Origin of the sequence: Kitasatospora sp. NPDC087271 (genome assembly GCF_044744605.1) — a bacterium.
GTDB lineage: Bacteria > Actinomycetota > Actinomycetes > Streptomycetales > Streptomycetaceae > Kitasatospora.
Window position 1 is genome coordinate 1 of the sequence record NZ_JBIUYQ010000007.1, and the last position, 23,800, is coordinate 23,800.

Annotated in this window: 24 protein-coding genes and 1 tRNA gene; 14 read left to right on the top strand and 11 right to left on the bottom strand. The window is 72.0% G+C overall.

What is annotated here, in order from left to right; translation table 11 throughout:
- The 4 genes from ACIO9K_RS13850 to ACIO9K_RS13865 form a co-directional block, all read left to right on the top strand.
- A partial coding sequence (locus tag ACIO9K_RS13850; RefSeq protein WP_400329616.1) for an acyl-CoA dehydrogenase family protein occupies positions 1-281 on the top strand: 281 nt, incomplete at its 5' end.
- Positions 282-414: 133 nt separating this feature from the next.
- Positions 415-1,113 (top strand): TetR family transcriptional regulator, encoded by a 699-nt coding sequence (locus ACIO9K_RS13855; protein ID WP_363583972.1) that lies wholly within the window; start codon positions 415-417, stop codon positions 1,111-1,113.
- A gap of 204 nt (positions 1,114-1,317) precedes the next feature.
- Complete coding sequence (locus tag ACIO9K_RS13860; protein WP_400329619.1) at positions 1,318-2,703, top strand: chloride channel protein; 1,386 nt, start codon at positions 1,318-1,320, stop codon at positions 2,701-2,703.
- A gap of 225 nt (positions 2,704-2,928) precedes the next feature.
- On the top strand, positions 2,929-3,651 hold the full coding sequence (locus ACIO9K_RS13865; protein WP_400329622.1) for a DUF2278 family protein: 723 nt from the start codon (positions 2,929-2,931) through the stop codon (positions 3,649-3,651).
- Positions 3,652-3,676: 25 nt separating this feature from the next.
- On the opposite strand, the gene ACIO9K_RS13870 is transcribed toward ACIO9K_RS13865, so the two are convergent.
- The 7 genes from ACIO9K_RS13870 to ACIO9K_RS13900 form a co-directional block, all read right to left on the bottom strand.
- Positions 3,677-4,348, bottom strand: a complete 672-nt coding sequence (locus ACIO9K_RS13870) for a prolyl oligopeptidase family serine peptidase (RefSeq protein WP_400329625.1) — start codon at positions 4,346-4,348, stop codon at positions 3,677-3,679.
- Between the two features lie 90 nt (positions 4,349-4,438).
- Positions 4,439-5,920, bottom strand: a complete 1,482-nt coding sequence (locus ACIO9K_RS13875) for an NAD(P)/FAD-dependent oxidoreductase (protein ID WP_363618074.1) — start codon at positions 5,918-5,920, stop codon at positions 4,439-4,441.
- Positions 5,921-5,997: 77 nt separating this feature from the next.
- Entirely contained in the window at positions 5,998-6,642 is a 645-nt protein-coding gene (locus ACIO9K_RS13880) for a flavoprotein (protein ID WP_400329628.1), read from the bottom strand.
- A 17-nt stretch (positions 6,643-6,659) separates the two neighbouring features.
- Positions 6,660-7,190 (bottom strand): hypothetical protein, encoded by a 531-nt coding sequence (locus ACIO9K_RS13885; RefSeq protein ID WP_400329631.1) that lies wholly within the window; start codon positions 7,188-7,190, stop codon positions 6,660-6,662.
- Positions 7,187-8,098, bottom strand: a complete 912-nt coding sequence (locus ACIO9K_RS13890) for an alpha/beta hydrolase (RefSeq protein WP_363618080.1) — start codon at positions 8,096-8,098, stop codon at positions 7,187-7,189. The genes ACIO9K_RS13885 and ACIO9K_RS13890 overlap by 4 nt, the downstream gene beginning before the upstream one ends.
- Complete coding sequence (locus ACIO9K_RS13895; protein ID WP_400329634.1) at positions 8,098-8,943, bottom strand: hypothetical protein; 846 nt, start codon at positions 8,941-8,943, stop codon at positions 8,098-8,100. Before ACIO9K_RS13895 ends, ACIO9K_RS13890 begins: the two co-directional genes overlap by 1 nt.
- A gap of 106 nt (positions 8,944-9,049) precedes the next feature.
- Positions 9,050-9,223, bottom strand: coding sequence for a cypemycin family RiPP (locus tag ACIO9K_RS13900; protein WP_350878031.1), 174 nt, complete (start codon positions 9,221-9,223; stop codon positions 9,050-9,052).
- A 505-nt stretch (positions 9,224-9,728) separates the two neighbouring features.
- On the opposite strand from ACIO9K_RS13900, the gene ACIO9K_RS13905 reads away from it, so the two are divergent.
- Positions 9,729-10,427, top strand: coding sequence for an ATP-binding cassette domain-containing protein (locus tag ACIO9K_RS13905; protein ID WP_363618084.1), 699 nt, complete (start codon positions 9,729-9,731; stop codon positions 10,425-10,427).
- Between the two features lie 5 nt (positions 10,428-10,432).
- Positions 10,433-12,109 carry a DUF6297 family protein gene (locus ACIO9K_RS13910; RefSeq protein ID WP_400329638.1) on the top strand — a complete coding sequence of 559 codons (1,677 nt, stop codon included), beginning with the start codon at positions 10,433-10,435 and terminating at the stop codon, positions 12,107-12,109.
- Between the two features lie 208 nt (positions 12,110-12,317).
- On the opposite strand, the gene ACIO9K_RS13915 is transcribed toward ACIO9K_RS13910, so the two are convergent.
- Positions 12,318-12,405: transfer RNA gene (locus ACIO9K_RS13915), tRNA-Leu, on the bottom strand.
- Between the two features lie 291 nt (positions 12,406-12,696).
- On the opposite strand from ACIO9K_RS13915, the gene ACIO9K_RS13920 reads away from it, so the two are divergent.
- The 3 genes from ACIO9K_RS13920 (at position 12,697) to ACIO9K_RS13930 (ending at position 15,709) form a co-directional block, all read left to right on the top strand.
- Entirely contained in the window at positions 12,697-14,028 is a 1,332-nt protein-coding gene (locus tag ACIO9K_RS13920) for a M20/M25/M40 family metallo-hydrolase (protein WP_063346934.1), read from the top strand.
- Between the two features lie 249 nt (positions 14,029-14,277).
- Positions 14,278-14,520 carry a chaplin gene (locus ACIO9K_RS13925; RefSeq protein ID WP_400329642.1) on the top strand — a complete coding sequence of 81 codons (243 nt, stop codon included), beginning with the start codon at positions 14,278-14,280 and terminating at the stop codon, positions 14,518-14,520.
- Positions 14,521-14,833: 313 nt separating this feature from the next.
- Positions 14,834-15,709 carry a chaplin gene (locus ACIO9K_RS13930; RefSeq protein ID WP_400329645.1) on the top strand — a complete coding sequence of 292 codons (876 nt, stop codon included), beginning with the start codon at positions 14,834-14,836 and terminating at the stop codon, positions 15,707-15,709.
- A 333-nt stretch (positions 15,710-16,042) separates the two neighbouring features.
- Here ACIO9K_RS13930 and ACIO9K_RS13935 read toward each other — a convergent pair whose 3' ends face one another.
- The gene (locus ACIO9K_RS13935; RefSeq protein ID WP_280681853.1) at positions 16,043-16,252 is read right to left on the bottom strand and encodes a DUF5703 family protein; all 210 of its coding nucleotides are present in this window, start codon (positions 16,250-16,252) and stop codon (positions 16,043-16,045) included.
- Between the two features lie 366 nt (positions 16,253-16,618).
- Here ACIO9K_RS13935 and ACIO9K_RS13940 point away from each other — a divergent pair, with 366 nt between their 5' ends.
- Complete coding sequence (locus tag ACIO9K_RS13940; protein WP_063346931.1) at positions 16,619-17,224, top strand: hypothetical protein; 606 nt, start codon at positions 16,619-16,621, stop codon at positions 17,222-17,224.
- A gap of 86 nt (positions 17,225-17,310) precedes the next feature.
- On the opposite strand, the gene ACIO9K_RS13945 is transcribed toward ACIO9K_RS13940, so the two are convergent.
- Both ACIO9K_RS13945 and ACIO9K_RS13950 read right to left on the bottom strand, forming a co-directional pair.
- Entirely contained in the window at positions 17,311-19,509 is a 2,199-nt protein-coding gene (locus tag ACIO9K_RS13945; protein WP_400329649.1) for a helix-hairpin-helix domain-containing protein, read from the bottom strand.
- Between the two features lie 49 nt (positions 19,510-19,558).
- The gene (locus ACIO9K_RS13950; protein WP_400329652.1) at positions 19,559-20,539 is read right to left on the bottom strand and encodes an aldo/keto reductase; all 981 of its coding nucleotides are present in this window, start codon (positions 20,537-20,539) and stop codon (positions 19,559-19,561) included.
- A gap of 251 nt (positions 20,540-20,790) precedes the next feature.
- Here ACIO9K_RS13950 and ACIO9K_RS13955 point away from each other — a divergent pair, with 251 nt between their 5' ends.
- The 4 genes from ACIO9K_RS13955 (at position 20,791) to ACIO9K_RS13970 (ending at position 23,708) form a co-directional block, all read left to right on the top strand.
- Positions 20,791-21,843 carry an LLM class F420-dependent oxidoreductase gene (locus ACIO9K_RS13955; RefSeq protein WP_400329655.1) on the top strand — a complete coding sequence of 351 codons (1,053 nt, stop codon included), beginning with the start codon at positions 20,791-20,793 and terminating at the stop codon, positions 21,841-21,843.
- A 300-nt stretch (positions 21,844-22,143) separates the two neighbouring features.
- Positions 22,144-22,365: a hypothetical protein gene (locus ACIO9K_RS13960; protein WP_400329658.1), complete on the top strand. Its 222-nt coding sequence runs from the start codon at positions 22,144-22,146 to the stop codon at positions 22,363-22,365.
- The gene (locus ACIO9K_RS13965) at positions 22,349-22,870 is read left to right on the top strand and encodes a DUF6879 family protein (RefSeq protein ID WP_400329661.1); all 522 of its coding nucleotides are present in this window, start codon (positions 22,349-22,351) and stop codon (positions 22,868-22,870) included. The genes ACIO9K_RS13960 and ACIO9K_RS13965 overlap by 17 nt, the downstream gene beginning before the upstream one ends.
- Positions 22,860-23,708 carry a Scr1 family TA system antitoxin-like transcriptional regulator gene (locus ACIO9K_RS13970; protein WP_400329664.1) on the top strand — a complete coding sequence of 283 codons (849 nt, stop codon included), beginning with the start codon at positions 22,860-22,862 and terminating at the stop codon, positions 23,706-23,708. Before ACIO9K_RS13965 ends, ACIO9K_RS13970 begins: the two co-directional genes overlap by 11 nt.
- The last annotated feature ends 92 nt before the right edge of the window (positions 23,709-23,800 follow it).

A 23,800-nucleotide genomic window follows, 5' to 3' on the forward strand; every position in this document is an offset into this window, starting at 1 on the left:
ACATGGCGATGAAGCTGGAGGCGGCGCGGCAGCTGACGTATGCGGCGGCGGCGAAGTCGCAGCGTGGGGACGGGGATCTGACGTTCTTCGGGGCGGCGGCGAAGTGCTACGCGTCGGATGCGGCGATGGAGATCACGACGGACGCGGTGCAGTTGCTGGGCGGGTACGGGTACACGCGGGACTATCCGGTGGAGCGGATGATGCGGGACGCGAAGATCACCCAGATCTACGAGGGGACCAACCAGGTCCAGCGCATCGTCATGGCCCGCAACCTGCCGTAACAGCGCCTCCGAGGTGCACCGACGGCCGGGCCGAGCACCCGGTCCGGCCGTTCGGGGCCGATGCTATGTTCCGGGAATGAGCGAGAAGGAAGAGCAGGACCTGCCCATGAACGACGGGCCCGCCAAGCCGGCGATGCGCGAGGCGCTCGTCGCCGCGGCCTTCGAGCTCTTCCTGGAACGCGGCTTCGAGCAGACCACCATCGACGACATCGTCTCGCTCGCCGGGGTCGGCCGGCGCTCCTTCTTCCGCTACTTCCCGGCCAAGGAGGACGTGGTCTTCCCGGACCACGAGCGCAGCCTCGCCGAGATGACGGAGTTCCTGGAGTCCGGCACCGGCGAGGAGGACCCGGTCAAGCACGCCTGCGACGCGGCCCGGCTCGTCCTGCGGATGTACGCCGAACAGCCCTCCTTCTCCGTCCAGCGCTACCGCCTCACCCGCAAGGTCCCCGGCCTGCGGGCGTACGAGCTCTCCGTGGTCTGGCGCTACGAGCACACGCTCGCGGCCTACCTGCGCGGCCGGTTCGCCGACCGGCCGGACGGCCCGCTGCGCGCCGACGTGACCGCCGCCGCCGTCGTCGCCGCGCACAACCACGCCCTGCGCACCTGGCTGCGCTCGGGCGGCGAGAGCGACTGGGTGGCCGAGGTCGACGCGGCGATGGCCTTCGTCACCGGCACCTGGAACGACCGCCCGGGCGGCGAGAACGGCGCGGGCGGGGAGTCCGGGGAGTCCGGGGCGGACGATGTGGTGGTGCTGGTCGCCAGCCGCCGGGCGCCGCTGTGGCGGATGGTCCAGGGCATCGAGAGCGCGCTCGGCGACGCCCACCGGCTCTGACCGCCGGCTCCGATCAGCCGGCTCCGGCCGACGCCGTCCCGCTCCGGTCGCCACCCGCTGCGGAGGGCGCTCCCACCCGAACGGCGCAACTCCGCTCGTCCGGCGCCCGGCTGACGGGCCGCACGCCGTGCGGGCCGCCCGGCCCCGGGCGAGACTCGGTCGCAGGACGGGGGCCGCGCGCCCCGGGAGCGCGAAGGAGCGGCGATGCCGGGGACGCCCCAGCAGGAGAACGGTGGCCCCACCCTGCGCCAGGTGCTGCTCGGCAAGGGCTACCTCGGCCTGCTGCTGGTCGCCGCCCTGATCGGCGCCCCGGTCTCGCTGGTCGCCTTCGGCTTCGTCGGCCTGGAGCACCAACTCCAGCACTGGGTCTGGGAGAGCCTGCCGGTCACCGCCGGCTTCGACCGCGCCCCCTGGTGGTGGCCGCTGCCCGCGCTGCTGCTGGCCGGCCTGCTGCTCGCCCCCGTGGTCACCCGGCTGCCCGGGCACGGCGGCCACGTGCCGGTGGACGGGCTGGGTGGCCCGCCCACCCCGCCGGGCGCCGTCCCCGGCGTGGTGCTGGCCGCGCTCGCCTGCCTGCCGCTCGGCGCGGTGCTCGGCCCGGAGGCGCCGCTGATGGCGATCGGCGGCGGCCTCGCGCTGCTCTCCGTCCGGTCCGCCAGGAGGTCCCAACACCCGGAACTGGTACCGGTGTTGGGCACGGCCGGGGCGGCGGCCGCGATCTCCACCATCTTCGGCAGCCCGCTGGTGGCGGGCGTGATGATGATCGAGGCGGCCGGGCTGGGCGGCCCGCGGCTGATCGCTCTGGTCCTGCCCTGCCTGCTGGCCAGCGGGGTCGGTGCGCTGGTCTTCACCGGCTTCGGCCACTGGACCGGGCTGTCGATCGGCGCGCTCTCGCTGCCGCGGGTGCCCGAGAGCGGCGTCCCGGACCCGGGTGACTTCCTCTGGGGCGTCCCGCTGGCGGTGGTGATCGCCGTGGTCTGCGTGGCCGGGCAGGCCCTCGGCCGGCGGGTCAAGGCCTTCACCACGGGCGATCCGGACGGCCCCCGGCCGGTGCCGACCGCTCGTCGGACCGCCGTCCGGACGGTGCTGTGCGCGATCGCCGTCGGAGCCTGCCTCGCGGCGTACGCCCTGCTCACCGGTCGCTCACCGGAGGAGGCCGCGCTCTCCGGGCAGGCCACCCTGGGCGCGCTGGCGGCCGACCCGGCGGCCTGGCCGATCGGCGCGCTGCTCGCCCTGGTGCTGTGCAAGACGGTCGGCTGGGGGATCGCCCTGGGCAGCCTGCGCGGCGGCCCGATCTTCCCGGCGATCCTGATCGGTGCCGCGCTCGGGGCGGCCTGCGCGCCGCTGCCCGGCCTCGGCACCGCGCCCGCGCTGGCCGCCGGACTGGCCGCCTCCGGCGCGGCCGTCACCCGGCTTCCGGTCACCAGCACGGTGCTGGCGGCGGCGTTGCTGGGCGGTCAGGCCGCCGATGCGATGCCGCTGCTGATCGTCACCGCGGTGACGGCCTTCGTCACCGGCGAGCTGGTCCGGGGGCGGTCGAGACGCGTCCACGCTCCGCCCGGCGGGGGCGGGCCGGCACCGGCCGACTGACCGTCCAGCCCTCGTCCGGTCCCCGTCCAGCCCTCGCCCGGCCCCCAGACGCCCGCGCCCCGACGTCAACGTTCTGCGGCGCGAAAATCCCTTCGGGGGACGGCAGATGAACAACTGCGGATTCCACGCTCCCCGGTCGGCGGGGTGCGCGATAACGGAGGCACCCCGGCCGGCCGGCCGACGGGGCACCAGGACCAGCAGCCAGGGAACCGAGGAACGACACCCATGCCGATCAGCGACTACGGCGTGCTCGCCGCCACCGCCGTCGACCGGCGCCGCGAGGGCGCCACCGACACCCCGCACTACCAGATCCACCTGCGCGACGCCGGGGGCACCGACTACCGCGCGGCGGTCAACGTCCTCTCCCAGCAGGCCCCCGCCGACCTGCGCTACCTCGCGGTCGAGAACTTCCGGCACCCCGTCACCGGCCTCCTCCCGCCGGCCGGCAGCGGCTGGAACCCGGTGCCGTCCCGGCCGGGCACGGCGAGCCTGGACTTCGTCCGCGGGCGCCTGTTCGACCCCGCGGCGATGCGCGTCCTGCCGCCCGACCTCCCGGGCCCGGACAACGACCTCGCCGACGCGCTCGACCAGCACGTCCAACGGGCGATCGCCGACCCGGCGGCCGCGGTGTACGTCTTCGGGCAGCGCTTCGGGCCCGAACCCGGCGTCCCGGACAAGGTGTTCGGCTTCCTGCCCGGCAACGGCGTGCACGACGTGCACATGAACCAGGGCAACAGCGGGCGGTTCCGGACGGACGACGGCGTCTACCAGGACGGCGCGCTGCTCGTCCACCTGCCGGCGGAGAGCCGGTGGGCGGCGGTGTTCCTGGCCTTCCAGTCGCAGTCCTGGCACACCGACGACCGCACCGGACACGCCCTGCCCGCGTCCGTCCCGCACCCCACCCGCCCCAGGACCGGGCCCCGTCAGGCGACCGGCCCCCAGCAGTAGGTCCTGTCCGGCCGACCCTGGCGGATCAGCCCGCGCTGTGGGACCGGCGGGACTGGGCGAGCAACCAGGCGTAGACCTCGGGGTCGTCGTACGTCCGCGTCCAGGAGTCGTGGCCGACCCCCGGGTAGCGGGTGAACCGCACCGGACCGCCCGCCTCCCGCAGCGCCTCGACCACCCGCTCGGTGTGGGCGACCGGGACGACGTCGTCCTCCCCGCCGTGGAAGGCCCACACCGGGAGGTCGACGAGGCGCGGCGCCGCCTCGCTCAGCCCGGACCCGCAGATCGGCACGGCGGCGGCGAACCGGCGCGGGTACCGGGCGGCCAGCGCCCACGTGCCGGTGCCGCCCATGCTCAGCCCGGTGACGTACCGCCGGTCCGGGTCGATCCGGTACGTCCGCGCCACCTCCTCGACCAGGGCCGCCAGCGCGCTCACCTCCGCGACCCACGAGCTGTGCGCCGGGCACTGCGGGGCCACCACCACGAACGGCAGCTTCGCCCCGGCGGCGATCTGCCGCACCGGACCGTGCACGGCGAGCGCCGCCAGATCCTCGCCGCGCTCCATGGCGCCGTGCAGGAACAGCAGCAGCGGCCACGGCCCGGGGCCCTCGTCGTACCCGTCCGGCAGCGACAGGGCGTACCCGAGGTCGTTGCCGTCCTCGTCGACGGCGAAGCGGTGGTGCTGAACAGGTGCGGACATCGGTCTCCTCCAAAAACGTCAGGGGTTCCACGGGGCGGACCCACCGCCACCACCCTTACCGAGGAGCCTCTCCGATTGATGACGCCGCCGTCACGGTTCACGTCGCAAAGACGCCGGACAGGGCCCGAGCGAGGGCGGCGCGGCGATGCCGAACTCCCGGCGGAGCGCGGAGACGGCGGCGAGGTAGCCGCTCATGCCGTGGACGCCCGGACCGGGCGGCGTGGACGCGGAGCACAGGTAGACGCCGGGGAGCGGGGTCGCGTACGGGTTCCACCGGGGGGTTGGGCGCATGAGCAGCTGGCCGAGGGTCAGGGCCCCGGCCCCGATGTCCCCGCCGACGTAGTTCGGGTTGTACGCCTCGTACTGGACGCCGTTGGTGCTCCGGGCGGCGACGACCGTCTCGGCGAACCCGGGTGCGTACTTCTCGATCTGTGCCGTGACGGAGCCGGTGGGGTCCGCCGCGTACCCGTTGGGCACGTGCGCGTACGCCCAGACGGGCCGTTTCCCGGCGCGGACCCGAGCGGGATCGGCGACGCCGGGATCCACCAGCAGCACGAACGGGTCGCCCGCGTCGACACCGCGGGCGACCCCGGACTCCCGGCGGTAGATCTGCGCCTGCGACCCTCCGAGGTGCACGGTGGCGGCCCTGGCCACGTCGGTGTTCCGCCACGGGATCGCCTCGGACACCAGGAAGTCGACCTTGGCCGCCGCGGGCCCGTACCGGAACCTGCGAAGCCGTCGCCGGTAGGCGGCGGGCAGCCGGTCGCCCGCCACGGCCGAGAACTCCTTCGGCCCGGTGTCGAACATGACGACGCGCGAACCGCGCACCTGCGCCAGGTCGGTGATGCGCGCACCGGTGTGGATCTGCCCGCCGTGGCGCCGGATGTCCTCGGCCAGGCCGGCCGCGATCTCCGAGCTCCCGCCGCGCGGCACCGGCCACCCCGAACTGTGCGCCAGGTGGCCGAGGAAGACCGACACGGCTCCGCCGACGATGCTGGGGAGCCTGCCGACGGCGTGCGCGGCCACCCCGGCGAGGAGGGCGGCCGCCTCGTCGGTCGCGAACCGGCGGGTGGCGAGCGCCGTCCCGTGGACCAGGGACCGCCACGCGAGCATCGCCGGAGTCCGCAGGGACGTGGGGACGGAACGGAAGTCGGAGAGGAAGAGCTCCCCGATCTCGGCGCTGCGGCCGATGAGCGGTGCCATCAGCCGCCGCCAGCCGGCGCCGTCGCGGCCCAGCGCGTCGCAGGTCCGGTCGAGGTCCTGGTACGCCACGGCGGCCCGCCCGTCCGCCAGCGGATGGGCGTAGGACGCTTCCGGCCGGAGCAGGTCGACGCCGCGGGCCGACAGGTCGAACCGGCGGAAGAACGGCGACACGGCGGCCATCGGATGGACGGCGGAGCAGATGTCGTGCCGTACGTCGCTGTCGAAGAGGGCGTGCGTGCGCAGGCCGCCGCCGATCTCGTCCTGGCTCTCGTAGACGTCCACGTGCAGCCCGGCGCGGGCGAAGGTGACGGCCGCCGCCAGGCCGTTCGGCCCGCTGCCCACGACCGCGACGTCCCTGTTCCACTTCATGGTCGGTCCGCCTCGTTCATGGTCGGTCCGCCGCGCGGGATTCCACGGGCGGGGCGGCCGCTCACCGCGAGCTGGTGCTACCGGCGGCCCTTTGCATCGAACATTCCTTCCAGCTCCTTCAGGACCGACGGCAGGTAGAAGCCGGTCTCGCCCTCCCATTTTCGCTTCCCGACGCTGTACGCCGCCACGGTCTGGCTGACCGAGACGTTCGGGCGCCGCAGCAGGAGCTCCATGTTGTGTTCGACGACGGCATTTCCGGCCGGAAAGGCGGTGGCGAGCACGATCGGCTTTTCGGTGATCTGCAACGCCATGGTGGCGGGGGTGTCGCAGTTTCCCGAGGCGAGCCGCATCGCGAAATCGAGCGTCGCGGGGAAGACGGCGAAGGCGTCGACGCGTTCGCCGATCCCCACGTGCGCGGATTCCGGGAGGGAGGGGTCGGCGTAGTCGTCGGTCCACACGTCGCCGCCCACCAGTCGGCGCAGGGCGTCCAGCGTCACGAATCGCTGTGCGGACCTGGTCACCAGGAGATCGCTCGTGATCCGGGGAAACGACTGGCGCAGCCAGTGCAGCCAGTACGGTGTGAGCGCGGCATTGATGGATCCGGTCACGATGAACAGGATCCGCTTCTCGCCCAGGTCGGGGATCGCCTGACTTCCGGCGCTTGCGGCGATTCCGGTGTTCGCAGTGCTTCCGGAGTTTCCGGTGCTTTCGGTTTCGGGCATCTCGGTGTTCCCCCGGTTCACAGGGCGAGTTCGGGCGAGATCATGATGGGCTTGATCCCGTCGGCACCCTCGGTCGGGACGGACGCCACGATCATGAACTGGTAGTCCCCCGACTCGCTGCTCCTCCTGCACGCGTCCTGCACGGCCCCCGCCATCAGGTTGTACCCGTCGCTGTTCAGCATCCACTCGAACATGGCCCCGTTCGAGGCGAGCGTGCGTACCTGCGACGCCATGTCGAACAGCGCCTTCGGAACCCGGCTCCCCGGGTTCCACAGCACGGCGAGCGGCTTCGCCTCGTTCCGCATGGCCAGGTCGGCCCACGTGGTCCACCCGTCCGCGGGCGTCGCGCGCGTGCGGTAGAAGACGTACAGGTCCTCGATGCCGGGGTTCGGAGCGAAGAAGCGCCACTGCGGCAGGTCGGGGAAGAACGGCAGGCGCATCTTGATCGGCAGCTTGTCGTCGGGCAGGTTCTCGAAGACCGTCAGCACGACGTGCGTCACCAGGGCGGCCTTGACCAGGGACGTGACGGTCCTGCGCCACGCGCTCATGAGTTCTCCAGGATGATCGCCGCCGTCTGCTGCGCCAGGGCGGGCTTGGCGATGATGGACCGGTGGCTGCTCGCCGGGACGACGTGGAAGTCCGCGGCGACCCGCTCGCTGAGCTTGCGCTGCTGCTCGGTGTTGTTTGCGGCCGAGATGACGACGCGCCGCAGCGGGCCGGCGGCCACGAAGTCCTGGCCGGCGAGGGGCTCGTGGAGGTACTCCTGGCGCGCCGCCAGCAGCACCTGGGGGCTGGAGATCGAGGCCAGGTAAGCCCGTTGGATGTCCGGGCGGTACTCGAGTTCCCGCTCGGTGGGGCTCGTCAGCCAGCGGGTGGTGCCCAGGGCCGAGCCGAGCAGCCGTCGCGCGGTGTCCTGGTTGTAGCGCGCCACCCGCCGCTTCGACCCGCGGTCCTCACCGAGGAGTACGGCGTCCGTCCCGTCGACGATGTGCAGGACGGTGGCGCGCTCGCGCACGTAGGCGGACTCCGCCGCGACGTTCATGGCGGTGAGGGCGCCGATCGAGTGGCCGCACAGGACGACGTCGCCCTCCGGCGCGAGCTGTTGCAGGAGGAACTCGACCGACTGGGCCGGCCGCAGTCCGCTCTTCGAGCGCCAGTACCCGCTGCGGTGGTAGCGCAGGACCCGGAAGCGCCGGCTGAGCAGCCCGGCCACCCAGTCCCAGGACTCCAGCGGCGCGCCCAGGCCGCTTTCGAGGACCGCGACGGGGGCGGTGGGGCCGAGCTCCTCGCCATCGAGCGCGTACTCGATCGCGAGGCCGTCCGGGCCCTGGATCAGGGAGGTCCCCTTGAGTCCGCTGCGCCGGGTGTACTCCTCCTCCAGGCGGATGTACGAGAGGTAGGCGCTGACCGCGGCGGCGGCGCTGAAGGTGGCGACCACCTGGCGTTCGAACCTCATCACCGGCCCCCGTTCCTGGGCAGGCGGTCCACGGCGTAGAGGACCGCCGCGTGGGCCGAGCTGAATCCCCAGAAGAACCGCGGCAGGCCCATCGTCACGGCGATGCCCAGGTGGAAGAGCTTGACGCCGGCCAGGGCCTTGCGGGCGTCCGCCGGCGCCAGCAGGTAGACGACCGGGAACCCGGTCTCCCAGACGATGGTGAACCACGTCATCGAACTGCACAGCAGCGGGCTCTTCTTCAGCCACCTGGCGACCGCGCTGTCCCCGTACTGCTGGGTCTGCAGGACCTGTTCCAGCGCCTCGCCCGACCGCCAGGTGCTGGAGATCGCCTTCGCCGCGCCGGCCGTCACGTAGGCGATGAAGGTCTGGGCGTTGACCGCGCGCAGGAAGAGGTCGTCGGACTTCTCGGCCTCGGGGACCAGGGCGGTGAGCAGGCGGTAGCCGCAGATCAGGGCGGCCATGTGGTCCGCCCCGTCCCTGCCGAACGAGGTGCGGTACTTGCTCAGGCCGCTGGAGGCCAGCATCAGGCCGGCTCCGGTGATCTGCTGCGCCCGGCTCCTGCGGCCGGTCAGGGTCAGCGCTCCGCCGACGACGCCCATGGCCTTGATGGCGACGGCACCGCCGCGGCTGTCGATCGCCTTGCGGAGGGCCTGCGGGACCACGCTGCGAGCACGTTTCGAACTCAGGCCCTGCAAAAGGCCGTTGGGTCCGTAGGCGGCCGTCCTGGTCAAGGCTTCGAGGCCGCTGATGATCTCGCCCACCGCGGCCGGGGCCAGCGTCCAGTAATGCGCGTCCTCGCGCGATATGGGGTGGGAAGGCTCGTTGACGATCTTGGTGAATGGCATTCACGCGTCCTCGTGCTCCAGTCGAGCGGGGCCGGAAAGGGGAACCGCTCGTCCCCCTTTCCGGCCCGTCTGCTCACATGGGTGGTGTCACCGGTGGGTCAGTGGTTCAGCAGCCGAGGCAGATCGTGCTGCCCGTCACGACGACCTCGCATATGGCGACGATGGTGGGGGTGGTCATCGCGGGAGCGTTGTGTGCGTTCACGAAACCCTCCTGCGCCTCCGCGAACGAAGCGTTGACGGCATCGGTCACGAACTCGACACGCGATTCGGTGGCGTTCACTCTTTCTCCTTTTGATGGTGGAGACAGCGGCCAACCCGCAGAGGACCGACGTCCGCTGCCGGCCGCTGCCGTTCGACCATATGTCGTTTCGGTAACCACGGGAAGACCCTTGATGCGTTCATGGTGTGCGCAATGCGAATCAGTGGCGGATAATTTCGAAGAAATTGACCAATTCCATTGTAGGCGGACATTCTTCGAATTCTGTGCAATGCCCCTTTTGTTGTGGAGTCGCCGGATGCTCATGTATTCGATCATTGATGTCGCAGGTCAGGCCTTGATCGAGAATCCGGGCGGTCGGAGGATTCCGCCGAACAGTCCGTATGGCCTCAAATCGCCCCATTTGACTTGACGGCCTCGGGGTCGACCGGAGGATGCGTGCCGGGTCGTCCGGAGGGCGTATTTGGGTCGGCTTTGCAGGATTGGGACGCCTTGCTATGATCGGCCCAATGTTCAGAAAAGTGTGAAAATGAACGTTTCGATCATCCGAGAGAAGACGGCTCGTCGATTGAAAAAGAAAACCGGCAAGGCGGCGGACGCACCGCTGCTGCAACTCGTCGACGTCACACACGCGTACGGTGACAGCACCGTGCTCGACCGGGTCTCCCTCCGCATCCACCGTGGTGAGTGCGTTTCCCTGGTCGGGGAGAACGGATCCGGCAAGAGCACGCTGCTCCGCGTGGCGGCCGGCCGGGAGAGACCCTCCGCGGGGTCGGTCGTCTTCGACGGGGAGGAGATCCACGAGGACTCCCTGGACGTGCGCAAGCGGGTCGCGTCGGTGATGGATCCCGGTGCGTTCTATCCGGACCTCACCGTGCGGGAGCACCTGCGGCTCGTGGCGCTGTCGCACGGCATGGGCGCCGGAGCCGATGCCGCGGTCGACGGGGCGCTGGAGTCGCACCGCCTCACGGCGCAGTCCGAACAGTTCCCCTCGGCCCTGTCCTCCGGGCAGACCCAGGCGCTGCTCCTCGCCGCCGCCTTCATCCGGCCGCACGACCTCCTCATCCTCGACGAGCCGGAACAGCGGCTCGACTCCCACGCCCGGACCGCCCTCGCCCGCCTGATCGCGGAGCACCGCGACCGCGGAACGGCCGTCCTCATGGCCACCCACCACCGGGCCCTGAACGAGGTCGCGGACCAGATCGTCGAAGTCGGCTCGCGTGCGGGGCACTCGGGCCCGTCCGGGGCGGTGCGGGGGGAAGGATGAGCGGTTTGAGCGACAGCGTGGCACCCGCGACCGGGACGAGGACGCGGGTGCCCGACAGGTCGGGGGACTGCACCGCGGACACCCTGCTGTTCCTGCGCGAAGCCCGGAGCGGCACGCGCCAGGAGAAGCGCAGGAGCGCGTGGTTCATCGCCTACACGGTCCTCCTGGTGGGCGGCTGCTGGGGCGTCCCCGCCCTGCTCCAGTGGACGAGTTCGACCCGGGCGGCCGACCGGCCACCCGTGCAGATCGGGGAACAGGCGTCCGCGACGCTCCTGGCGGTCATCCCGGCGGTGCTGGTCCTCGCCCTGCTGCTCACCGCCCGGGGAGCGATGTGGCGCGGCCCGGTCCTGCTGGACCGGGCCACGACCGGCTTCCTGCTGCCCTCGGCCGTCGACCGGCGAGCCCTGCTCGCGCCGGGGCTGCGCTCCTCGGTGGCGCTGGCCTCCGTGGTGAGCGGCGTCGCCGGCGCGGTCGCGGGTTTCCTGCTGCAGGGCCTGGCCCCGCAGTCGTGGCTCCTGCTGACCCTCGCGGGCTCCTGGACGGGCGTCTCGGTGGCGCTCACCACGAGCGCGGTCGGCGTCCTGGTCGAGCGGAACGACCAGTGGATGTCCCGCTACGGCCGCGGGGTCTTCGCCGCGGGGTGGCTCCTCGCCGCGGTCGCCGCCGCCGGCGTGTGGACGGCATGGACACAGGGGCGGACGGGCTGGCTGCAGGACCTCCTGCTCTGGTCGGGCCCGTGGGGGTGGGCGTCCCAACCGCTCCTGTGGGCGCTCGGCCTCGTGGGTACGGCGGGCGCCGTCGGCACGGTGCTGTCGGTCGGCACCCCGGTGGTCGCCCTCGTCCTCGCCTGGCGGGAACTGCCCGCGATCCCGCAGGCCGCCCTCAGGCTGCGCGCGACGGTCGCCGCCCAGATCAGCACGTCCGTCCTCATGCTCGACCTCCGCCAGGCCCGCTCCGGAGTACCGCGGCTCAAGGAGCGGCGCAGCACCCCCCGGCTCCGCCTCCCCGTGCCGCGGCACCGGCTGCTGCTGGTCCCGTGGCGCGACCTCACCTGCCTGCTGCGCAACCCCCGCCGCCTGGGGTGGGCCGTCGTCTGGAGCGGGCTCGCCGTCGGACTGACCGAGGCCGCCCCCTCCTTCACCTCGACCGCACAGCAGATCGTCGTCGTGCTGTCCCTGGTCGCCGAATACCTGGCGGCCGCTCAACTCACCGAGCCGGCCCGGCTGGAGAGCGACGACCCGCGGCGCTCCACCAACCTGCCCTGGACGTTCAAGTCGCTCGCCCTCCAGCACTCGGCGGTGCCCGGCGGCCTCCTCCTCGCGCTCACCGGAGCCGGCGCACTGGCGTGCGCGCTCGGCGGCCGGGGCGCCGCAGGACTCCTCCCGCTCCTCGCCTCCGTACCCGCACTCACCGCGGCCGCGCTGGTCAGCTCCTACCGGGGCGTCGTGCCCATGCACCTGACGATCGGTGTCAACACCCCCATGGGCAACACCGGCCCCGGCCAGGTGGCGCTCTGGTACCTGCGCGGCCCGCTGGCGGTCGGCACCCTCCTGTTCCCGCTCGCCCGCTCCGCAGCCCAGGGCCACCCGTACGCCGTGGCACAACTCGCCTGGACCCTGGCCGTCACCGCGGCCGCCCTCTGGTGGGTCCGGCGCACCGCCCACCGCCTCCACACCCGATAGCCCCGACCCCACGCCAAGGGCCGGCCGACCCGCCGTCACGTCGGATCGACCGGCCCCACGAGGTCGGCCGACCACCATGCCCGAAGCCACGACTCCCTGGCGGAGCTCTCCACCACCGCCCGACACCACTCGCCGGGCCGCCGGCCCCGCGGTTGGTCACACGACGGCCGGGAAAAGCAAAAGACCCCTGAATCAACAGGGGTCTTGCTGGTGTCCGAGGGGGGACTTGAACCCCCACGCCCGATAAAGGGCACTAGCACCTCAAGCTAGCGCGTCTGCCATTCCGCCACCCGGACCGGGTGTTGTCTTCGCGGCTTTCGTTCTCTCGTCGGCCGCGCTGACAGATGTAACTGTAGCAAAGATCGGCTTGGGGTCCCAAAACGGTTCGGGGCGGGGGAGCGAGGGTGGTGGCGGGGGCAAGGGGGAGTGTGTGGCGGGGGCGTGACCAGGGGGTTTCGGGGGCGCGCAGGGGGTGGATCCGGGTCGGGGGCTGGGGGAGGATGGGCGTACGTGCTCGTACGGCCCGGGTGCAGGTCCTGGGGGTGGCGCGCTGGTGCGTCGGTGCGGGCCAAAGACGAGGAGTGACCGTGAGCGAGCGGAGCGAGTCGGCGGGGCCGAGGGCGACGGCTGAGTCGGAGGTCGCCGGGATCTGTCGCGATCTGATCCGGATCGACACCAGCAACTACGGGGACGGCTCCGGCCCGGGGGAGCGCAAGGCGGCGGAGTACGTCGCCGAGCAGCTCGCGGAGTTCGGGGTGGAGCCGCAGATCTTCGAGTCTGCCAAGGGGCGGGCCTCGACGGTGGTGCGGATCGAGGGCGAGGACCGTTCCCGCCCGGGCCTGCTGATCCACGGCCACACCGACGTGGTGCCGGCCAACGCCGCGGACTGGACGTACGACCCGTTCGGGGGCGAGATCGCGGACGGCTGCGTGTGGGGGCGCGGCGCGGTCGACATGAAGGACATGGACGCGATGACCCTCGCGGTGGTCCGCGACCGGCTGCGCACCGGCCGCAAGCCCCCGCGCGACCTGGTGCTGGCGTTCGTCGCGGACGAGGAGGCCGGCGGCACGTACGGGGCTCGGTTCCTGGTGGACAAGCACCCGGAGCTGTTCGAGGGCGTGACCGAGGGCATCGGCGAGGTCGGCGGCTTCTCCTTCACGGTCAACGACCAGGTGCGGCTGTACCTGGTGGAGACGGCCGAGAAGGGCATGCACTGGATGCGCCTGACGGTCGAGGGCCGCGCCGGGCACGGTTCGATGGAGAACGACGACAACGCGATCACCGAGCTGTGCGAGGCGGTCGCCCGGCTCGGCCGGCACAAGTTCCCGCTGCGGATCACCAAGACCGTACGGGCGTTCCTGAACGAGCTGTCGGACGCGCTCGGGGTCGAGCTCGACCCGGAGAACATGGACGAGACCCTGCGGGTGCTCGGCGGCATCGCCAAGATGATCGGCACCACGCTGCGCAACACCGCCCAGCCGACCATGCTCGGCGCCGGCTACAAGGTGAACGTGATCCCCGGCCAGGCCACCGCACACGTGGACGGGCGCTTCCTGCCCGGCTACGAGGAGGAGTTCCTGGCGGAGCTGGACAGCGTGCTGGGCCCGCGCGTGAAGCGGGAGAGCCTGCACTCGGACAAGGCGATCGAGACCACCTTCGACGGCGCGCTGGTGGAGGCGATGCAGACGGCGCTGCGGGCGGAGGACCCGATCGCCCGCGCGGTGCCGTACTGCCTGTCGGGCGGGACGGACGCCAAGTCGTTCCAGGACCTCGGGATCCGCTGCTTCGGCTTCGCGCCGCTGCAGCTGCCGCCGGAGCTGGACTTCGCCGGGATGTTCCACGGTGTGGACGAGCGGGTGCCGGTGGACGGGCTGAAGTTCGGCGTCCGGGTGCTGGACCGGTTCCTCGACGCCTGCTGAGCACCTTGGGTGGACGGCCCGTTCCCGGAGTGCCGGGGGCGGGCCGTCCGCATTGTCCGAGCTAATGATTTGGGACAGGGCGAAGGAGATCAACAGAAACGATCCTGCAAGGAAATGCGGATCGACCGTGTGTGCGGACCGTCACCGTTGCGAGTGAATGGCAAATCTGTTCCGTACCCCGTTTGCCACACCCTCGTTCATCCCTGTGCAACCCGCCGAACGGGTTGCGTTGTCCATACAGGAGGAATGATGAAGGTCAAGAAGATCGCCGCTGTTGCCGCCGCCACCGGTGGCCTGGTGATCGCCGCCGCTGGTGTCGCGTCCGCTCACGGCGGTGCCGGCGCCGAGGGTGTGGCCGCTGGCTCCCCGGGTGTCGTCTCCGGCAACCAGGTGCAGATCCCGGTGCACGTCCCGGTCAACCTGTGCGGCAACACCATCAGCGTGATCGGCGTGCTGAACCCGGCGTTCGGCAACCACTGCGCCAACTTCTGAGTCACGCTCCGAGCTGCTGAGGCTCGTTGAGCCGACTCATTCGGCCCCCGGGCGGCGGACGCGCCGCCCGGGGGCCGCTTGCATGCGGAGTGAGGGGAGCTGGGTGCAGGGAGCTGGATGCGGAGGGGCAAACAAGAGAGCAATCGCTCGATCGGGTGAAGTTGGTTCGTTCGGCTCAACCTCTCCGCCGCTCTCTCGTTAGCTCCTGTGCAGTCGAAGACCTTGCCGGATATCCGGATATTCGGAAATTCCGACTTTCGGAAGGTATTTACGTCAAGGTCGTCACGTCGTTCTCGATACGTCAGGGGAAAAGATGAGGAATGTAGCCAAGAAGGGGATCCTCACGGTCGTGGCCACCGGCAGTGTCCTGGCCTCGACCGCCGGCTACGCCTACGCGGGTGCCGAGGCCCAGGGAGGTGCCGCCGGATCGGCGGGCGTCGCCTCCGGGAACTCGGTGCAGGTGCCGGTCGAGGTGCCGATCAACGCCTGCGGCAACACCGTCGACGTGATCGGCGTGCTGAACCCGTCCTACGGCAACCGCTGCGCCAACGTCAGCGGCCACCCCGAGGCCGCCAAGCCGGGCGGCTCCCACGCGGGCTCCGGTTCCCACACCGGCTCCGGGTCCCACGCCGGCCCCGGGGCCAACACCGGCTCCGGCCGGGGCTCCTCCGCCTCGGGTACGTCCGCCTCCGGCGTCGCCGCCAACTCGCCCGGCGTGGTCTCCGGCAACAGCATCCAGGCCCCCGTGCACGTCCCGGTCAACGCCTGCGGCAACTCCGTCGACGTGGTCGGCGTCGGGAACCCGGCCTTCGGCAACGACTGCGCCAACGTCGCGCAGCCCGCCCCGGCCCCGAAGCCGGCCGACGACTGCCCCGAGAAGCACAGCCCGTCCATCCCGCCGCAGGCCGGTGGGGAGGTCCCGGGCAACCCGCGCAACGGCGGCCCGTCCACCACCCCCGAGGCCGGCGCACACTCGGCCCCCGCCGTCGCGCCGGTCGCGAGCGGCCAGGTCGCCCCGGTGGCGGCCCGCGCCGCAGCCCCGGTCGTCGCCTCCTCGCCGGGCGGCGCCGTTGGCAGCCAGCTGGCCTCCACCGGCGCCGGTGACGTCGAACTGCTCGGCGCCGCCGGTCTCGCCCTGCTGCTCGGTGGCGGTGTGCTCTACCGCCGCGCCCGCGCCGGGGCCCGCTGAGCCGCCGGTAGGCCACACCCCGCGGCGCCGCACCCCCGCGGCGCCGCCGGAGCACGAGGCCGGAGCGTGACGCGCCCGCGGCCGCCTGGAGGTACGGGCGGCCGCGGGCGGGCGGAGGTTCGGTGTGAGAACCCGCATCAAGGCCTGACATGACGTGAAGCCCCGGCTCGAAAGCCCGGCGTGAGATCCCCACCGCGACGGGCGCGTTCCCCGGCCCGGAGCTCGCCGATCCGGAGCCCCCCGACCCGGCCGCCTCCCGCCTGGGCCTTCCCCACCCAGGCGCCCCGCCCGTCCATCCCCGCGGCGGCGGGCGGGTTCAGGCGCGCTCGCCCGTCACCAGCTCCGGACCTGCCGGATGATCCGCCGCCGCAGCCGGACCGTCCGGCTCCCGTCGGGGAACAGCCTCAGCCGGTCGAGCTCCCAGTGCCCGTACTCGGCGTGCTCGGTGAGCAGTTGGCGTGCCGCGTTGCGCGTGGTGCCGCGCGGCATGCGCAGCGACTGGTACTCGTACTCCGGTTGCCGGACCGGCTTCGGTGGGGTCAAAACGCTCCTCCTGAGGATCACCTGCGCGCAAGCCTACGACCTGCCTCGGACAGTCGGCCCGGGTATTTCCGGACGTCCTCCCGGCCGCCCGTCCGACCCGGTGGGACGCCCCGGACCGGCCGGGGCGCGCCGGCCCGACTGACAGTGCATCAGTCCCGTTGTTCCTCCGGACGGGATACCCCGATCCCGGCGCGCGAAGCGGCACCCGATCGGCCCCGCGCGGCCCGGCCGCACGCCCTTCGCGCCGGGCATGCGCGGGGACAGAAGCACGCGGATCGGACATCAGGGGGGAAGTTGCGGTGAAATCGCGGGTGTAGGTGACAACCGCTGTGCGTACCGACACCGCGGGGAGATAGCGTCTGCACCATGTCTGATGCCGCGCAGCCAACCATTGCCGAGGTACGCGCCGCCGCCGAGGCGGTCAAGGCCGCCATCGACCGTCATCTGGAAGCGGTGTCAAGCCCCAGCGCAGCGGATGATCCCGCTGTGTCCGCCGCCTACGAGCAGCTCGCGACGGCGGCCATCGCCTACGACCAGATCCTCTACGAGGTCTACGACGAGGTCACCCCCTTCGAGATCCCCGGGGACGAGGGTCCGGGCGGCTACCACGGCCCCGAACAGCCGGAGGCGATCAGCGTGCTGATCCGCCGCGACTACCACGTCGCCGACCCCAAGCGGCTGCGCGCCCAGGCCGAGCGGCTCGACGAGTCGCTGACCCCCGGCGGGGGCGGCACCAGCGGGGTGAACGCCGCGATCGGTGTGCTGTTCGGCGAGTACGAGCCGGACGAGATCGCCGCCCGCAGCGAGGAGTTCGGCCTGGAGGAGGCGGACTCGACGCTCTGGGTCGCGGCGGCGGAGCCGACCGAGCCGGGGGAGTGGCTGCCGGAGCCCTTCGAGCACGCCGACCCGCAGATGCTGATCTGCCGGTTCGACGTGAGCGAGGTCTACGACGACGAGGACCCCGACGACTGAACCGTTCGTCGTGCGGACACCCGGAGGGCGGGCCCCACCTGTAGGGGGCCCGCCCTCCGCGCGTTCCGCCGACCGGCGCGCAGGACCTAGTACGCCGAGGCGGCGTTCTCGGCGAGGATCGCCCGCAGCCGGGTGGTGCGCGGCTGCGCCGGGCGCTCGGTGACGGCCTGGGCGAGCGCCGGGCCCGCCGCGTGCACCACGGACAGGTGCCGCTCGCCGCGGCCGAAGGCGGTGTAGACCCACTGCCGGGTGAGCGACGGGCCGGCGTCCTCCGGGAGCACCACGACCGCGCCCGGCCAGCGGCGGCCGAGTGCCTGGTGGACGGTCAGCGCCCAGCCGTGTCGCAGCCGGCCCGCCTGGGCGGGCGGGACGGTCCGGCGCGAGCCGTCCGCGTACGCCAGGTGCAGGCCGGTGGCGTCGCCGTCCAGCACCCGGGCCGGGCGGGTGACGCCGGGGGCCGGGGAGTCGACCACCCGGTCGCCCGGGTCGAAGCCGCCGAACCGGCCGGGCCCCGGGTTGAGCCGGGCCTTCGCGGCGGCGTTCAGCGCCCGGGTGCCCGCCGGGCCGCCGTGGCCGGGGGTGAGCAGCACCACCTGCTCGGCGGGGATGCCGAGGGCGCGGGGGATGGAGTCGGTGAGCAGCTGGAGGGCGCGGTGGACGGCTTCGCCGCCGTCCTTCGCGGTCAGGATGACCACCTCCTTGTCCGGCGCCTCGACGGGCTGGAGCTCGCCGATGCCGACGCCGGAGACCAGCTCGCCGATCGGGCCGAAGTCCGGGGTGCGGGAGGCGACCGCCGGGCAGACCTTGGCGGCCAGCAGGTCGGCGAAGAACCGGCCGGGGCCGGCCGACCAGAGCTGGCCGGGGTCGCCGCTGAGCACCAGCCGGGTGCCGTCGGCGAGCGACTCCAGGACGGTGGCGGCCAGTTCGACGTCCAGCAGCGGGGCGTCGAGGACGACCAGGACGTCCAGGGCGAGCGTGCCGTCGGAGGCGCGGCCCGGCCCGGCGGCGCCGGAGAGCAGGTCGGCGAGGGTGATCACGGCGGCCGGGGTGTCGGTGAGCGCGGCGAAGGACTCCCGGCCCTGGTCGGTCCAGGTGGCGGCCCAGGCCCGCAGCCCGAGGGCGCCGGCAGCGGCCAGCAGCGCGGCGGGTTCGGCGCGGGCGGCCTCGCCGCCGGTGTGCAGCACCAGGGCGCTGTCGGCGACGGCCTGGATCAGGGCGGTCGCGGAGGAGGACGGCGCGGCCTCGCCGGCAGCCGCCCACGCGGTCGGGCCGGGCGCGGCGGGGGCCTGCGGAGCGTCCTCCGCCGTGGCCTCCGCGGGGGCCGCGCCCGAGCCGGAGCCCGCCTCGGAGTCGGAGGCCGGCGAGGAGCCGGCCGCGGACTCGGAGTCCTCCGCCGTCCCGGCGTCCTCCGCCGTCCCGGCGTCCTCCGCCGTGTCCCCCTCCGGATCCTCCTCGCCCGGCTCCGGGTCCTCGCCCGGCACGAAGGTCGACATCAGCCGGACCAGCCCGTCCGCGAGGCTCTCCTCGGCCAGCGCGAGCCGCTCCAGGGCGAGCAGCGTCCGGGTCGGCGGCTCCTCGTCCTCGTCGCCGCCCGCCGCGTGCGCCTCGGGGCCGGTCAGCTCCTCCTGGAACGGCATCGCGCGCCCGTCCAGGACGGCGGCCTGGATCGCCGCGGCCGAGTCCGGCAGCCCGTGGCGGTCGAGCCCGGCCGCGATCTCGGCGACCTCGACGGCGGAGTGGCCGCGCAGCGCCGCCTGCTCCAGCAGCCACGGCACCAGCGCCTGGGCGCGGCGCGGGTCGCCGGGGCCGGCGGCGGGGCCGAGCAGGCCGCGGGCGAAGCCGTCCGCGTGCTCGGGGCGGACGCCGGGCAGGGACAGCACGGCCCACGGGTCGGAGCGCAGCTGTTCGGCGGCGCCGTCGCCGAACTCGGCCACCGCGGCGGCCGCGAGATCGGCCGGGGCGCCCCCGGCGGTCAGCACCTCGGCGGTGTCCTTGAGGGCCTGCGCGCGCTGCTGGTCGGGCTGCGCGGAGGCCGGGGCCGGGGCCTTGGCGTCCTTAACGTCCTTGGCGTCCTCGGGAGCCGCGGGCCGGCCCTCGCCCTCCGGCGGTGCCGCCTGCGGGCCGACACTGCGGATCCGCTGCGCCAGCTCGGCGATCGCCGCCGCCTTCTCCGCCGGGCTCGCCGTCTCCGCGGGGCTCGCCGTCTCGGCCGGGCCGGCCGACTCCGTCGGGCTCACCGAGACTGCCGAGGTCTCCTCCGGAGCGCCGTTCTCCGTGTCACTCATCGTCCGCTCCAAGGGTCACTCCACTGCGTGTTCAGCTGAACGAGGGGGGCTACAGCTCGCTCCACCCCTGGTCCGGGTAGCGGTGCACCGGCGACGAGATGTCGTCCAGCGCACCACGGATCTCACCCGGAAGCGTAAGCGCCTCCACCGACAGTGCCGCCTGCAGCTGTGCCACCGTACGGGCCCCGACCAGCGCGCTCGCCACTCCGGGCCGGTCCCGGACCCAGGCGAGGGCGACCGCGAGCGGGCTGCTGGCGAGGCCGTCGGCGGCCGTGGCGACGGCGTCGACGATCCGCCGCGAGCGCTCCCCGAGGTACGGCTGGACGAACCCGGACAGGTACGGCGAGGCGCCGCGCGAGTCCTGCGGGACGCCGTGCCGGTACTTGCCGGTGAGCACCCCGCGCCCGAGCGGCGAGGAGGCGAGCAGTCCGACCCCGGAGTCCGCCGCGGCGGGCAGCGCCTCGCGCTCGATGCCGCGCTGGAGCAGCGAGTACTCCAGCTGGGCCCCGGCCAGCGGCGTGCGCCCGTGGTGGGCACGCTGCCAGGTGGCGGCCTTGGCGAGCTGCCAGCCGCTGAAGTCGCAGACCCCGACGTACCGGGCGCGTCCGGAGGAGACGGCGATGTCGAGGGCGCTGAGCGTCTCCTCGACGGGCGTCATGGGGTCGAAGGAGTGCACCTGCCACAGGTCGACGTAGTCGGTGCCGAGCCGGCGCAGCGAGGCGTCGAGGGCGGCGAGGAGGTGGCCGCGGGAGCCGTCGAAGCGGCGGGCGGACTCCGGCACGCTGCCGGCCTTGGTGGCGATGACGAGTTCGGAGCGGGGGATGAGGCTGTCGGTGAGCCGGGAGATCAGGTACTCGGCGCCGCCGTCGGCGTACACGTCGGCGGTGTCGAGCAGGGTCCCGCCGGCGTCGACGAACTCCTTGAGCTGCTCGGCGGCCTCGTGTTCGTCGGTGTCGCGGCCCCAGGTCATGGTGCCGAGGCCGAGCCGGGAGACCTGGAGACCGGTACGGCCGAGGTGACGCTTTTCCATCGGACGGGCCCTCCACTGGCCGGTGGCACCGGGCGCCCCGGTAGCCCTGAGAACGCGTAGGCGGGGAGAGCGCTCCCCACGTCGGCTGAGCGTAGCGGCCGGTGTCCGGGCAGGGGTGGCGACCCGCAGAACGATCACCGGGCCCGGGCGGCGGCGGGTGTGACCCAGACCACCACTACCGGTCAGTAGCATGACCGGCGAGTGCGCGGCTACCCTCGCCACCAACCCTCACCGACTGGAAGGTTCGGCACATGCGACTCGGAATCAACCTCGGCTACTGGGGTCTCGGCATGGACGCCGACAACATCGCCGTGGCCCAGGAGGCGGACCGGCTCGGCTACTCGGTGTGCTGGGCGGCCGAGGCGTACGGCTCGGACGCCGCGACGGTGCTGAGCTTCGTCGCCGCGAAGACCGAGCGGATCGACGTCGGTTCGGCCATCTTCCAGATCCCCGCCCGCACCCCGGCGATGACCGCGATGACCGCGGCGACCCTGGACACCCTCTCCGGCGGCCGCTTCCGGCTCGGCCTCGGCGTCTCCGGCCCGCAGGTCTCCGAGGGCTGGTACGGGGTGAAGTTCGACAAGCCGCTCGCCCGCACCCGCGAGTACGTGGAGATCATCCGCAAGGCGATGTCCCGCGAGCGGCTGGTCCACGAGGGCGCGCACTGGACGCTGCCGCTGCCCGGCGGCCCCGGCAAGCCGATCAAGCTCACCGTGCACCCGGTGCGCGAGCACATCCCGCTGTACATCGCCGCGATCGGCCCGAAGAACCTGGAGCAGACCGGCGAGATCGCCGACGGCTGGCTCGGCATCTTCTTCTCGCCCGAGCACGCCGCGCTCTCCCTCGACCCGCTGAAGGCCGGCCGCGCCAAGGCGGGGCAGGGCTTGGACGGCTTCGACCTCTGCCCGACCGTCACCATCGCGGTCGGCGAGGACATCACGGCCGGCGTCGACTCCCAGCGCTCCTACGCCGCGCTGTACATCGGCGGCATGGGCAGCAAGGAGAAGAACTTCTACAACCAGCTCGCCCGGCGGATGGGCTACGAGCAGGCCGCCGACGAGATCCAGGAGAAGTACCTGGCCAAGGACTACGCGGGCGCCGCGGCCGCCGTCCCGCACGACCTGATCGACGCCACCTCGCTGATCGGCGACACCGCCCGGATCGCCGACCGGATGCAGGCCTACGCCGACGCGGGCGTCACCACGCTCACCCTGGCCCCCGGCGGAATCGACTATTCGCTGGAAGGCAGGATCAACGCTCTCCGCGTCGGCGTGGAGGCGCTGGAACTGGCAGGGCTCGCCTAACGGCGGGCATCCCTGGGGGCCGGGTTCGCCTCCCCGGCGACGAGCCCCCGGCGGGCCGCTCCAACGCCGCCCGCAGCCTTGCCGCGTACCGCTGGGGCAACCGCATCTGACCGCCCGAGCACACTGGCCCCGGCTGCCCGACGAACTGGGCAGCCGGGGCCTTTCGTGTGTTCTGGGCCGTTCCATCATGATCCTTAGTCCAACACGGGAATATTTCTGTCCTGTCATAGACACGTGTCGAAGGGTTCTCTAGCGTCATTGCCGGGCGGTCCAAGCGGGCCGCAGTTCCAGGGGGTTGAGATGGACGACAGGTCGGGTCTCACGCGGCTGACCAACACGGGCAACGGCAGTGGCTCGGGGGAGTGCAACCAGAACGACTGCCCGAACGTGTACCGCACCGAGCGAGGCACGTTCGTGGTTCAGGGGGACGTGTCCAGCGCCTTCACGCCGCCCAATGGCGAAGGGCTCGTGGAGATCCCCGAGAGCGTGCTTCGGGAGGCTGTCCGTGCGCTTGGATGGTGACGCTTGGCAGACCAGGTTCCGGGAGTTCAAGACGGAGGCATGGCGCCTGGAAACTCTCCCGGCCTACAACGTGCCGCAGGAGATCGAGGAACTGCGGGCTTTCCGGGCGGGTGAGCGAATTGACCCGCACGCGCACTCCAACGATTACACGGACGACCTCAAGCGGGTGCGCCGAGAGGGGAAGTCCAAGGGGCGCGTTCACATTGTCACACGACCGCTCTCCGAGTACTTGCGCTACGAGTTCATGTACTACCTGCCGCATGCCTGGGCGGGCGAAGACATTCGGATCATGGACGTCACGGATCGCCCTAACCCGCTGGCCGGCGTCTCGGACTACTGGATGTTCGACAAAAGGGAGGTGGTGCTCATGAACTACCTGCCTGACGGAACGCAGATCGACCGCACCGTGTTCGAGGGCGACGTGAGCCCGTTCGTCGAGTATCAGCGGATTGCAATCGCTGAATCGGTGCCTTTCGAGGAGTACGTGAAGGGCATTGGCGCTTGATCCGCAAGAGCTAGGTCAATCGAACTCGGACCTGGCGGCAATCCTTCAAGAGCTTCGCAAGCGAGCTGGACTCTCCGGGATCCAGCTCGCTCGGCGTGTCAACATGTCGCAGTCCAAGATTTCCAAGATCGAGACTGGCAAGGTCACGCCGTCGCTGGTTGACGTTGAACTGATCCTGCGGGCGCTGGACGCGCCGCCTGACCTCATTGCCCACGTCACGGCACTTGCCCGCATCGCCAACACGGAGTGGCAGGACGCGAGGGCCCTGCGCAGGAAGGGGCTTGAAAAGAAGCAAGTCGAGTTGGCGACGCTTGAACGTACCACCGGCGAGTTTCGATACTTTCTGCCGACCATGATCACCGGTCTTCTTGCGACTCCTGAGTACATCCGGGCCAGTCTCGCCCCGTTCCCCGGCGATCACTCGAAGGCTATTGCCAAAAAACTTGAACGGCAGGCCGTCCTCTACGAGCCGGCTAAGCGCTTCGACTTCATTCTGACTGAACAGGCTTGCCGCTGGCCTCTTGTTCCCGCGCAGGCCATGGCGATGCAGATTGACCGGTTGGTCTCTGTGTCCCGGTTGCCCAATGTACGCCTCGGGATTATCCCGATGGCTGGTCACATGCCGTGGGCGCCATTGAACGTATTCACCGTCTACGACGAGGCCCTAGCAACTGTCGAGGTCTCCACGGGCGCGCTTGTGTTCCGTGACCCCCGAGACATTCAGGAGTACCTGGACGAGTTCCGGACCTTCGAGGGCTATTCGTTGTGGGGTGAGGATGCTCGGGTCAAGCTGACGGAGTGGGCCGACCACTATCGAGGGACATCTCAAGATCTTTAGTCGATAGCGGGAATATCGTTGAGTCCCTATCTGGAATTCCCCTAGCCTGGCATCTCATTCCACGAAGCCGAGCGAAAAGGAGCCAGGTGTGT

Coding starts and splice junctions, on each gene's coding strand:
- ACIO9K_RS13860 (WP_400329619.1), top strand. CDS start 1,318: ATGCCGGGGACGCCCCAGCAGGAGAACGGTGGCCCCACCCTGCGCCAG.
- ACIO9K_RS13880 (WP_400329628.1), bottom strand. CDS start 6,642: ATGCCCGAAACCGAAAGCACCGGAAACTCCGGAAGCACTGCGAACACC.
- ACIO9K_RS13955 (WP_400329655.1), top strand. CDS start 20,791: ATGCGACTCGGAATCAACCTCGGCTACTGGGGTCTCGGCATGGACGCC.
- ACIO9K_RS13895 (WP_400329634.1), bottom strand. CDS start 8,943: ATGCCATTCACCAAGATCGTCAACGAGCCTTCCCACCCCATATCGCGC.
- ACIO9K_RS13930 (WP_400329645.1), top strand. CDS start 14,834: ATGAGGAATGTAGCCAAGAAGGGGATCCTCACGGTCGTGGCCACCGGC.
- ACIO9K_RS13855 (WP_363583972.1), top strand. CDS start 415: ATGCGCGAGGCGCTCGTCGCCGCGGCCTTCGAGCTCTTCCTGGAACGC.
- ACIO9K_RS13865 (WP_400329622.1), top strand. CDS start 2,929: ATGCCGATCAGCGACTACGGCGTGCTCGCCGCCACCGCCGTCGACCGG.
- ACIO9K_RS13870 (WP_400329625.1), bottom strand. CDS start 4,348: ATGTCCGCACCTGTTCAGCACCACCGCTTCGCCGTCGACGAGGACGGC.
- ACIO9K_RS13950 (WP_400329652.1), bottom strand. CDS start 20,539: ATGGAAAAGCGTCACCTCGGCCGTACCGGTCTCCAGGTCTCCCGGCTC.
- ACIO9K_RS13890 (WP_363618080.1), bottom strand. CDS start 8,098: ATGAGGTTCGAACGCCAGGTGGTCGCCACCTTCAGCGCCGCCGCCGCG.
- ACIO9K_RS13925 (WP_400329642.1), top strand. CDS start 14,278: ATGAAGGTCAAGAAGATCGCCGCTGTTGCCGCCGCCACCGGTGGCCTG.
- ACIO9K_RS13945 (WP_400329649.1), bottom strand. CDS start 19,509: ATGAGTGACACGGAGAACGGCGCTCCGGAGGAGACCTCGGCAGTCTCG.
- ACIO9K_RS13885 (WP_400329631.1), bottom strand. CDS start 7,190: ATGAGCGCGTGGCGCAGGACCGTCACGTCCCTGGTCAAGGCCGCCCTG.
- ACIO9K_RS13960 (WP_400329658.1), top strand. CDS start 22,144: ATGGACGACAGGTCGGGTCTCACGCGGCTGACCAACACGGGCAACGGC.
- ACIO9K_RS13875 (WP_363618074.1), bottom strand. CDS start 5,920: ATGAAGTGGAACAGGGACGTCGCGGTCGTGGGCAGCGGGCCGAACGGC.
- ACIO9K_RS13940 (WP_063346931.1), top strand. CDS start 16,619: ATGTCTGATGCCGCGCAGCCAACCATTGCCGAGGTACGCGCCGCCGCC.